This is a genomic window from Paenibacillus sp. VT-400 (genome assembly GCF_001029205.1).
In the GTDB taxonomy this organism is placed as follows: domain Bacteria; phylum Bacillota; class Bacilli; order Paenibacillales; family Paenibacillaceae; genus Paenibacillus; species Paenibacillus amylolyticus.
In genome coordinates, this window is sequence record NZ_LELF01000067.1 from 1,328,464 (window position 1) to 1,340,430 (window position 11,967).

The following is an 11,967-nucleotide window of genomic DNA, read 5'->3' on the forward strand; positions in this document are numbered from 1 at the left end:
GCATAACCCTTTGGTCAGATTAGAAAGATGGCTACAATTGTTGTTACCGTTAGTCCCAGCAGTACAGGCTTCAGGTTGCGTCTTGCAAGTTCAAAAGGATTGACTCCGCAGATTGCAGCAGCAGGAATCAATGCCCATGGAATCAAGGTTCCACCACCTACCCATATGGCTGCAACCTGACCTAATGCTGTCAGTACAGGTGCGGAATCTGCCGAACCTGCAAACATGGATGCAATCGAGCCAACCAGGGATATCCCCGAGAACCCCGAACCATCCATTCCGGTCACTGCTCCGGTTACCGTCATTGTAATCGCGCCCACCGTATCATTTAATGGCACCAGCCCAGCAAGTGCGACCCCGAGATCATTCACAATCCCGTGTGAACCTTCAGGAAGAGGGTTGATGAACAACTCCGTAATCGCAGCATCTCCCAGATAAAAAAATGCGGCTATGGGAATAACCGGTCCAAACACCTTGAAACCAAACTGAAATCCTTCTATTAAATAGTTGGTCGTTTCCTCTGGTCCGGCATGTCGATGGGCGGCAAGGGTGACAGCAATCAGTATAACCACAGCGGTTCCGCCAATCAGAGCTGTTGCGTCGCCGCCTTGCAATTTCAATACAAACATCAGAATCACATCAACTGCGAATAACAGAGGGATAAGCAGAGCGAATGCTTTTTGCAAACGGAGTGACATGGCTTGACGTTGAACAGGCTGATTAGTGGGTAGGGAGGTGGACACAGCCTCTGATGAAGAAGAAGGTTCCGTGCTCACGGTACCTGATGTAACGTTTGGGGAATGAACAGGCGAGCCTGATTTCATCTCTTTGCGCAGCATCCAGAAGGCTGTAAGTGTAGATACGGTGCCCATGACAATGACCAGAGGTATGCTGGCCGTCATGACGGAAGTAACCGGTATACCCGCCGCATCAGCTGTAAGTTTGGGAGCCCCCTGAATAATGTAATCTCCCGACAGTGCAATCCCATGTCCGAACAGGTTCATGGCAATAGCAGCTCCAATCGGAGGAAGACCTACACGCACGGCTACAGGAAGCAGTACTGCACCAACGAGTGCTACGGCCGGGGATGGCCAGAAAAATAGTGATACTACCATCATGATCAATCCGATACCCCAATACGCGACCTGAGGAGAACGGATAAACCGGGTGACGGGTGTTACCATGACCTCATTAATGCCTGTTCTGATCAGAACACGGCTCATCGCCACAATAATCGAGATGATAAAGATCGTACTTAGCAATTCTTTTGTTGCATAGATAAAACTGCTGAAGATCCCGGCAACTGACCCGCTTAAGGTTTCGGTTGCCAGAAGTCCAATGGTCATAATACCCGCAACACAAATGATGGTGGTGTCCCTGCGCCGGATCATAACTGCGATGATCAAGACGATAAATGCCAGATAGACATAGTGTAACGCAGTGAGTTGAATATTCATCGAACAGGCCTCCCTACATCCTGGTGACTAACCCGAGGAGTGATATATCGTATGCATGTCAAGATCGGGCGTTCGTGGAGTCCGGGGCTTGCCGCAGCATTTATTTTTAGGGAGAAGCTTCTGAGTAATAATGAAGGATTTTTTTTACAACTGGAGAATTTATTACTACATGAAGCTTGTTACTCTTGAAATTGGAGCGGATGGAAGTCACCAGAATTGATATGTGAAGGTCACGGGACCCCATAGACAGTGGCAAGCAGGGGTGATTACAATAAACATGCCATCATAAGGAAGAAAATAGAAAAAAACTATGTTGAAATAAAGTGTGTGTTCAATAAGTCTGGTTTCAGTACAGCGGACTTTTTGAACTACCTCTAAAAGGGCGGGAATCCATAATCCATGAGCTTTATCCGTTCACTTCGTTTTAAATTTATAGTGGGTCTTACATTGATCATGCTGCCATTATTCATGCTGCTTTATTACAACAACGTCTACGCCATGAAAGTTGTACGTGACAAAGTATCCCTCACCAATATGAATCATCTCGCCAAGAGTGTGGAGCAGAATGAACGTGTGTTACAGGAGACGAATCGGTATTTATATAGTCTGGGCGAGCGGGACCCGGATATTATCTCTCTGTTTTTTCTGAAATACGGCAGCGGCGATTATATCATTGCAAAGCAACGGATTATGAACAAATTCATGACAGATATCGGTTTTTATAATCTAATCGATTCTTTTTTTCTATATGATGCCGTGAATGATGATCTGCTGCTCGCCACTTCAGGCAATTATGATGTCAAAAAGTCGGTTGTGCAGGAGAGTATGCCAGTCCAGATGCAGCAATTGGAAGGGGATATCCAGAAGCCGGAATGGAGCATCGTGCGTGGCGGGACGTGGAATGCGCTGGTGAAAACGGTGCGAATCAACCAGCAGTTCTATGCAGGTGCACTTGTTGATATGAATGCACTGAATCATACACAACAATTCACTGAATCCGGAGATCGGGGAGGTGCAGTCATTGTTGGAACAGACGGTGGGGCACTCTCGGATTCCACATTGAATACTGCACAGATTCAGCTGGCTGCAGCGCATCTTCCCGGCCTGAAGAATCCGTATCAGGTGATCTCTGAAGTTGTGAACAAGGGAGAGGCACGTCAATATTTGATGTTGGGTATTGCCTCGGCCATGTCCGAGATGAATTATATCGTGCTGCTGCCTGAGGAAGACATGATGCGTAACCTCCCGTTTTTCCAGCAGATCATTCGTCTGCTTCCTATTGGTGCGGCAGTAATTCTGGTTACTGCACTGATCTTTTTGCGGCATCTGTTATTCCGCCCGATGAATGCGTTAATCCGAGGCATGAGAAGGGTGAGCCGTGGAGATCTCGATGTGAAGCTGGACCCGCCATCTTCTTCGGAGCTTGAATTTATGACACGAAGTTTCAATCAAATGACCAGTGAGATCAGGCATCTGAAGATTGATGTGTATGAGGAACAACTCCGGACGCGGGAGGCAGAGTTCAAACAACTGCAGATGCAGATCAATCCTCACTTTTACCTGAATTCACTCAATATTATTCATAGTCTGGCTTCCTTGCAAAAACATGAGTTGGTGCAGCAGATGGCTGGTCATCTGGCCGATTATTTTCGATTCAGTCTGCGTGCAGGCAAACGTGTTATTCGTCTGGATGAAGAGCTCGAGCACATTCGTCATTACTTGGAAATTCAAAAGCTGAGGTTTCCAAGCAGATTCGATTTTGAACTGGATATCGAACCGAATCTGGGACATTATGTGATTCCGCCATTAACCATTCAGCCTTTTGTGGAGAATGCCATTATTCATGGATTTCAGCGCCGGACACAAGCATTTGTCATTCGGATCGTGGCGCGCCTCGGTCAGAAGTCGTCCGGTCAGGTCGATGGGACGGTGCTTCAACTGATGATTGTGGACAATGGTGTTGGATTTGAAGAGGAATTGTTGGGGCGTCTGCAACATGGACAATACGCTGAAGACCCGAGTGGACAGCATATCGGTATATGGAACGTGGCCCATCGGCTTTTAGTGAAGTATGGTGATCAAGCCAGTTTGCAGTTTGGCAATGAGGTGGATCATGGCGCCAAAGTCATCATTGATTTACCCGCTCAGACCGAAGAGGAAGAAGGGGGAGCCTATGCGTAACCTGTTGATCGTGGATGATGAAGTGTATGCATTACAAGCAATGGTGGAAGGAGTCGATTGGCAAGCAGCAGGCATTGACCAGGTATACAGTGCTGGTGATGCCGAAGAGGCAAGAAAGATTTTAAAGGCTAATGCTATTGATATCATGATCTGTGATATCGAGATGCCTGGTGAAACAGGGCTTGACCTGCAAAGCTGGGTGTTAAAACATGATCCAGGCATACTGACCATTTTCCTGACAGGGCATGCTTTATTCGATTATGCTCAGACAGCCATTAAGCTAAGCAGCTTTGATTATGTGTTGAAGCCGGCTCCAGCGGATCAATTGATTAAGGTAGTAACCCAGGCGGTGGAGAAGATCAAGGATGGAGAGCAGCGTACCCGTACCAACGAAGTTTATGAGACCGTATACAAACGCTGGAAAACCCATAAACCGCTGCTGACGGAACGCTTCTGGAAAGATGCCATCTCTCAGCGTATCACGTTAACCGAACAACGGTTGCAAGAGCTCGCAGAACTGTATGGTGCTGAGATTGATCCGCAGGCTCGTGTGTTACCCATTGTGATCTCGGTAGAGGAATGGGTGCGTGATTTTGATTTGCGTGACGAAGAGGTATTGGAATATGCCCTTCGTAATGCAGCCAAAGAGATGCTGCTTGGCGACAAGCCCGGTGAGGTGTTTCAGGATCAAAGTGGATTAAATATTGTGCTTGCTTATGAGCAAGATGGCATCATTCCGAGTGCGAGCGAAGTGGCACAACGTTGTCAGGGGTATATTCAGGAATGTGGTACGTATTTCTATTGTCGGTTGTCCTGTTATGTTGGTGCCCCGGTTGCTGTGACTGAACTGCAAGGCATGTTAAATGAACTGATGGATATGGAGCGGCGCAATATTAAGGAGCTTGAAGAAGTATTTGTCTATGATGAGAGGGGAAGAGATCAGGAAGATCGCTTTTTGCCTATTCCATGGTTTTCGGAATTATCCATTCTTTTTGAGACAGGTAAAGTAGGGGATTTGCGAGAACGTGTGGATGAGATTTTTGAGTTGCTTGCTGCACAGGAGGGTTTGTCTCCTGAAATGCTGCATCTCTACTATCATGCCATGCTGCATGTGGTCTATCCGCTGCTTCATCAGAAAAACGTGTCAATACGCAGTCTTTATCCGGGTGAACGGGAGCCGGAAGAGAGTATGGTGACAAGGTCGTTGCCGCAGTTGAAGCAGTGGACGGCTGATCTGATTGATCGTGTTATCCCGGTGTTGTACCCGGACGATCATAGCCCCATGACTATTGTGGATCAGTTGTGCGTTTATATTGAAACTCATATTGGTGAAGAACTTATGCGAGAGGAGCTTGCAGCTTTTGCCGGATTCAATCCCGCTTATCTATCACGTCTGTTTCGGAAAGAGAAGGGGATGTCCCTATCTGAGTTTATTCTGCAGGGCAGAGTAGCCAAAGCGAAGACATTGTTGTCCCAGTCCACAGTCAAAGTGACGGATATCGCTGGCAAGGTGGGGTACTACAATTACTCGCATTTCACCAAAATGTTCAAAAAGTGCACGGGTATAACGCCACAGGAGTTTCGAAAACAGTCACGTACCGTATAGTTCAGGGCGCAGCATGCTGCGTCTTTTGTTTTTTCTGGATCTAAAGTCATAATTTGATAAGTCAACAGGTCACCACAGCAGATAGAGGTCTTACTCGCCCCGCCGTATACTTGAACCACAGGAGCCGCAACGGAGCTTCATCCTGAGGAAGAATTCAAGAGGAGTGAGGGAGAACAAGTTATGAAGACACAACCCCAGGCGGGTAAGGGAGTACGGATATCGGAAATACCGGGAGAAACAGTCCGAAAGCGCAAGTCTGTGTGGCACAATCTTGGCAAATTCAAGGTGCTGTATCTCATGTTCTTGCCAGGTGTCCTGTTTCTGCTGGTGAACAACTATATGCCGATGTTCGGCGTTCTGATCGCATTCAAAAATGTAAACTATGCTGATGGTATTTGGGGTAGCCCATGGAGTGGATGGGACAATTTTAAATATTTGTTCTCAACCAGTGATGCATGGGAAATTACCCGAAATACACTCGCGTATAACACGGTGTTTATTGCACTAAATCTCTTAGTAGGTGTCGGGCTTGCTATTCTGCTCAATGAAGTGAAGAACAAGGCAATGTCCAAGTTATATCAATCACTTATGTTATTACCGTATTTCCTGTCCATGATTGTGGTCAGTTATCTGGTACTGGCTTTCCTGGGCAAGGATTCAGGCTTCATGAACTCAACGGTCCTGCAGATGTTCGGCGGTCAGCCGATCGACTGGTATTCAGAGCCGAAGTATTGGCCGTATATTTTGCCATTGGTGAACACATGGAAGAATATTGGATATTATGCGGTCATTTATCTGGCAGCTGTCGTGGGTATCGATGAAGAATATTATGAAGCAGCTGTGCTCGATGGCGCAACCAAATGGCATCAGATACGTTTCATCACCATTCCGTTTCTCGTCCCATTAATCGTCATTATGACGTTATTGCAAATTGGTCGTATTTTCTATGCAGACTTCAGTCTGTTCTATCAGGTTCCATTGGAATCGGGAGCGCTGTTCCCTGTAACGAATGTACTGGATACCTACGTATATCGTACGTTCCTTATCGGTGGAGATATCGGGATGTCATCAGCAGCTGGTCTATACCAAGCAATCGTTGGATTTGTGCTGGTTCTTGTATCCAATACCATCGTAAGGCGAATAGATAAAGATAATGCATTATTTTGAGAGGAGGCAAGTCAGCTGTGAAATCACGTGATCCACTAGCCGTATCGAAGCGTTCCGCATCCGTTATTCATGCGATGTTTCTATTCTATGCCATTGCCTGTATCGTGCCGATCCTGCTTGTCTTCGCCATCTCATTTTCGGACGAGACAACAGTAATTGCCAATGGATATAAGCTTATTCCAGAGAAATTCAGCCTGACGGCTTATGAGTTTCTGTTCAGAGATATGGATCAGATCATTCACTCGTATGGTATATCCTTTATCGTTACCGTTGTAGGTACCATCACAAGTGTTGCGCTGACCGCATTGTATGCGTATCCGCTCTCACGGAGAGATCTGCCTTACCGGGGCTGGTTCGCCTTTTTCATCTTCTTCACAATGTTGTTCAATGGGGGTCTGGTACCTTGGTACTTGGTCTATGTCAACGTATTGGATCTGAAAAACTCCCTACTGGCACTCATTATGCCGCTACTGCTATCCCCATTCTTTGTACTGGTCATGCGTACATTTTTCGCGAACTCCATTCCGGTGTCTATTCTGGAATCGGCTCGGATTGATGGTGCGGGAGAATTGAGAACGTTTGCACGTATCGTGCTTCCGCTCTCTCTTCCCGTAATGGCAACCGTTGCGTTGTTCAGTACATTGAATTACTGGAATGACTGGTACCTTAGCATGATTTTTATATCAGATAACCGGACGATCAGCCTTCAGTACCTTATGTACCGGACGCTGCTCGATATTCAATATTTAACAACCAACTCCAACGTCTCTTCACAGATTTCGTCGCAGGGTGGATTGCTGAATCTGCCTAACAAAACTCTGCAAATGGCGATGGCTGTGGTCGGTATTGGTCCAATTGTACTGGCATATCCGTTCTTCCAGCGTTATTTCATCAAAGGTCTTACGGTTGGCGCTGTGAAGGGATAACTCTGAACCGGTTAGCGGAGTGGGCAAGGTAAATGAAGATGGACTGAAAGGGCATATACAGAAGTAGTTATCGGTTTAATTGTGAATTGGGGAATTCGGTTGTATGGTTCAACACATGACAGGAGGGGTTCAATTGGTTAGATCATTAAAGGTATGGTCACGCATGATGGCAACGGTTATGGCGCTGAGCCTGGTGCTGGCTGCTTGCTCATCAGACAAGGGTGGAACAACAACACCTTCCGCAGAAGGCGGAGGAGCAAGTGAAGGTGGGGGCAAACCCTATGAAGTGACACTGTTCTACCCAGGGACACCACAGAAGGATGTCGCTCTGGTGGAAGCCGAGATTAACAAAAAAATGGAACCAAAGATCGGAGCCACGCTTAAGATCAATGCAATTGACTGGGGACAGTGGGATAACAAGCTGAATCTCATGATTTCCTCAGGTGAAAAATCAGACATTATCTTCACAGCGGCTTGGCAGAACTACACGGTGAATGTAGCTAAAGGCGCATTCTTGCCCTTGAATGATCTGCTTGATGCACATGGTCAGGATATTAAGAAAAACCTGGACCCTGCCTTTCTGGAAGGTTCCCAGGTAGACGGCGTGAATTACGGCGTTCCTACGAATAAGGAACTTGCTGCCACACGTGGTGTGTTGGTACGTAAAGATCTGGCTGACAAGTATAAACTGGACCTGACAGCTGTAAAGACATGGGCTGATCTGGAGCCACTTCTCAAAACAATCAAGGAAAACGAGCCAGCCATCACACCATTCTATATGTCCAATACCAATGGTAACGGGCTGTTAGAGAATCTGGATTGGGATTATCTCGGTGATGCTTCCGTACCTGGAGTTATCTCCAAAACAGCAGGCGGAACAACGGTGCTGAATGAAGTGGAGACCCCAGAATTCAAAGAAGCGGCTGAACTCGCTCGCAAGTGGTATCAAGCGGGATATATCAACAGTGATGCTGCTACGTCCAATGTGTTCCCGAAAGACCAGGCGAAGGCTGGAAAAGCGTTTCTCTGGACGGATGGCATGAAGCCAGGCAAGGATAAAGAAGAAGAAGGGTATGTGGGTTTCCCACTGACTCAGATTGAGATGACACAGCCGACAATCACGACGGGTGATGCGTCTGGAGCGATGCTTGCAATCTCCCGTTCTTCCGAGCAACCGGAGAAAGCGATGCAGGTCATTAACCTGCTGCATTCCGACAAGGAAATTAACAACTTGTTGAACTTCGGAATTGAAGGTACACATTATGTGAAAAAAGACGGACAGGATAATATCATTGCTCTCCCTGATGGCGTAGATGCCAACAGTCGTACCTACAATCCAGGTGCACAATGGCAACTTGGTAACCAATTCCTGAACTTCCTCTGGGATAATGAAGATCCACAGAAATGGGAGAAGTTCAAAGAGTTTAACGCCAAAGGTGTGAAGTCGCCAGCACTGGGCTTTACATTCAACAGCCAATCTGTCAAAAATGAAATTGCTGCGGTCAACAACGTGAACAAACAGTTCAAGCCGGGTATGACATCGGGCGCAGTTGATCCAAATGAGATGATTCCGAAATATCTGGAGAAATTGAAAGCAGCGGGAATTGATAAAATTATTGCAGCCAAACAGGAACAACTCGATGCATTCTTGGCTAAGCAATAAATGATCGTCAGCCATGACAGAGAGACCTGTGTTATTACAAGCTCTTGTCAGCGGTGAAAATGGAGGACGTTTTCGGTGAACAACCGAAGACGTTCTTTTTATTGTTGTTTTTTTGATTTGGATTGTTAATCATAAATAGGAAAAATATGATATAATAAGGTGGTTGATTAGGGGGTGTTCGTGTGTCGAGAACCAGACTTGTGTTCTCAGGGGCTTTATTGCTATTTGCTATTATCTTTACATGTAACCATCATCTTGGTTTTTCTGTTGGAGATACCATGCTGTCAGCAATAGGTATATCACCGTATACTACATCTTACTTGAGTGGAGTTCATATCACACTTTTCCTCGGATTGGGGATATTCGCGTGTGGATTCTACCTTACTCGCAAAGAGATTGGAAAATCATTCCCCGGTCTTGCAAAGGGGTTATGGATCGTAGTTATCGCTATCGTTCTCAGTTATTCGTACATGACAGATAAATTCATGTATGTTGCCAAGTGGGGAGCTACAGGCATTAATGCGGTATCCTATGTACAGAATGCAAGTTCTTGTACCTTTAACGTGCTGAAAACGGGTGAGACCCGAGCAACCTGTGATCTGACACTCAAAAATTACGGCAGAGATTCCGTATCCGCCGTGTTATTGCCTGATCTCGCGCGCAGTTATAAGTTTAAGGACGATCCACTATTGGAAGCTTTGCAGTCTGTCCAATTAAGGCCCGTACATGTTGAGATTGAACGCCGAGGAACTTTTACAGGTAAGTTGGAGTTTTACGGGAAAGCGGAATCCCCTCTGTTCGTCAATGGGAAACTTATGGATATTGTGCTGGATGTAGGCGTGGATGGAGCGAATACGGTATTTGATTATGATATTCCATAGTTGATATTTTTATAGAAAAAAAGAATAATTACATAAACAGAAGTGGAATAAGGTTTGAGTTGAATAGAACGATTAAAGATATATACTGAAATTAGATAGAGAGCTGGCTAATCGCTGGCTCTTTTTGTGCGTGGAAGTTGCATTTAGTGCAGAAATATTGGTTTTATCTCCTTTCCCCTTGAATTGGTAACGCTTACGCTAGATAATGAATCGGTTTGTCTCAAAAAAATAGTTTGTCTTTAGCGCTTACATCATTACAATTAATGTCACGACAAATTAAGACAAGGTGAGATGAAAAGATGTCATATCGGACAAACCTGTTTTCCAAAATGGTCATTCTTATTCTGATTATGCTGATTCCTGTAGTGCTTTTATACTGGTACTCCAATCACAAAACAACAGCAGTTCTCAGAGATGAGTTGAATCGATCGAATAGTAACCAGCTTGAATTTTTCCAAAATCAAGTGAACACACACATCGAACTGTTATCCTCTTGGCCGAATCTGCTCATACATGATCCTGATATTGGCAGCTTCCGGCGAATCTATGCGGACAGTAACTACTTTGATCTGGATGCGATCAACCTGGTCAAACGTATTCAGAATAAGCTGAGTATTCAGGAAAGCTCATCCAATTGGGCCACGAAATTATATCTGTATTCTCCTTCGCTGGGCAGGGTGGTTTCCGAAAGGGACGCACGTTCTTACGATAAAGAAGCGCTAAGGGAAAATATCATTTCCGGCTGGGATGTACGCAAAATTCAGGATGGGGAAGATGATCGGTTCATGTTTAGCTGGATTACGGTATCTCCATACGGTATTAAAGACCCGGCTAATAATGCAGAAACGATTATTAAACTGGAGTTTGATAGTGACAACATCCGGGATATGCTCGACAAATTCAAAGACGATGGCAGGCATGACCCCTTCTATTTCCGTGAAGAATCGGGTGTTATCTATAACCGGACTTCAGATCGTTCATTAACGAATCAGTTGATGGAAGAACTGTCCATCCATAAACTTCAGGACGTTGATAATCGTACAGTAGTGATCGGGAACGAGCCATATATGGTCAACACTGTGAAATCCAGTACAACAGGCTGGTATTTGGTGGACTATATGCCGCTATCAGATATTCTGAAGCCCATTCATCAATCCAATATGCTGTTCTATTCTTCCATGATTTGTTTGTTGTTAATGAGTTTTGGTGTGGCGTATTTGTTCTATGTTCAGGTGCAGGTGCCAGTGAAACAACTCATTCGCGGGTTCCAGCGGTTGAAGCAGGAAGATTATTCTGTGAGGATTAAGCCAAAGGGCCGCAATGAATTCAGTTTCCTGTCCGAACGTTTCAACTTGATGGTGGAGCAGATCCAGCAGTTATTTGAGCACGTTTACCTGGAACAGATTCATGTACGTGAAGCTCGGTTGAAGCAGCTGCAATCGCAGATTAACCCGCACTTTTTCTATAATTGTTTCTCCTTCATTACAAGTATGGCGAAACTCAAGCGTATGGACGCTGTTGTAGCGATGTCGCATAATCTATCGCGATATTATCGGTATACAACAAGACAGGAGCGGGACGTGGTACCGTTGACAGAAGAGATTGAATTTGTCAGCTGTTATCTGGAGATCCAACGGATGCGTATGGACCGCATTCATTACAAGATTGATCTGTCTGATGAGATGTTAAGACAGGAGGTACCGCCACTCATCGTGCAACCCCTAGTGGAGAATGCGGTGATTCACGGTATCGAAGCGGACGCGGAGGCCGGAGAAATAAGAGTATCCGGGGAAAAACAGGGCGGTGTCATGGTTCTTGTGGTTGAAGATGATGGGCAAGGCATGACACAGGAGGCACGTGAGGCGCTTCTGAATAAGCTCAGGGGAACGATGGATCAGGAGATGGGCTGTGGCCTGTGGAATGTGAATCAGAGACTCCAGCTTCGATATGGGGAGCAGGCAGGGCTGGATGTAACGGAATCGGAAGTTGGTGGATTACGCGTTACGCTGTCATGGCCTGCCGAACAGGAGTTTCTTCTGGAGAATGAAGGATAAGCACTTGGAATGTGTAGCGATGGAATCCATTT

General features: G+C 45.8%; 8 protein-coding genes. 7 read left to right on the forward strand and 1 reads right to left on the reverse strand.

Annotated elements, in window-relative coordinates; genetic code table 11:
• Positions 1-14: 14 nt before the first annotated feature.
• On the reverse strand, positions 15-1,457 hold the full coding sequence (locus EL84_RS16750) for a membrane protein (RefSeq protein WP_047842414.1): 1,443 nt from the start codon (positions 1,455-1,457) through the stop codon (positions 15-17).
• A 399-nt stretch (positions 1,458-1,856) separates the two neighbouring features.
• On the opposite strand from EL84_RS16750, the gene EL84_RS16755 reads away from it, so the two are divergent.
• From EL84_RS16755 to EL84_RS16785, 7 genes are all read left to right on the forward strand, one after another.
• Complete coding sequence (locus tag EL84_RS16755; protein ID WP_047842415.1) at positions 1,857-3,638, forward strand: sensor histidine kinase; 1,782 nt, start codon at positions 1,857-1,859, stop codon at positions 3,636-3,638.
• Positions 3,631-5,244 carry a helix-turn-helix domain-containing protein gene (locus EL84_RS16760; RefSeq protein WP_047842416.1) on the forward strand — a complete coding sequence of 538 codons (1,614 nt, stop codon included), beginning with the start codon at positions 3,631-3,633 and terminating at the stop codon, positions 5,242-5,244. Before EL84_RS16755 ends, EL84_RS16760 begins: the two co-directional genes overlap by 8 nt.
• Before the next feature lie 180 nt (positions 5,245-5,424).
• The gene (locus EL84_RS16765; RefSeq protein WP_036670214.1) at positions 5,425-6,411 is read left to right on the forward strand and encodes an ABC transporter permease; all 987 of its coding nucleotides are present in this window, start codon (positions 5,425-5,427) and stop codon (positions 6,409-6,411) included.
• A gap of 17 nt (positions 6,412-6,428) precedes the next feature.
• The gene (locus tag EL84_RS16770) at positions 6,429-7,337 is read left to right on the forward strand and encodes a carbohydrate ABC transporter permease (protein ID WP_017689303.1); all 909 of its coding nucleotides are present in this window, start codon (positions 6,429-6,431) and stop codon (positions 7,335-7,337) included.
• A gap of 133 nt (positions 7,338-7,470) precedes the next feature.
• Positions 7,471-9,000, forward strand: a complete 1,530-nt coding sequence (locus tag EL84_RS16775; protein WP_053061516.1) for an ABC transporter substrate-binding protein — start codon at positions 7,471-7,473, stop codon at positions 8,998-9,000.
• 182 nt (positions 9,001-9,182) lie between these two features.
• On the forward strand, positions 9,183-9,881 hold the full coding sequence (locus EL84_RS16780; protein ID WP_047842417.1) for a hypothetical protein: 699 nt from the start codon (positions 9,183-9,185) through the stop codon (positions 9,879-9,881).
• A gap of 299 nt (positions 9,882-10,180) precedes the next feature.
• Positions 10,181-11,935, forward strand: coding sequence for a sensor histidine kinase (locus EL84_RS16785; protein ID WP_047842418.1), 1,755 nt, complete (start codon positions 10,181-10,183; stop codon positions 11,933-11,935).
• Positions 11,936-11,967 lie beyond the last annotated feature (32 nt).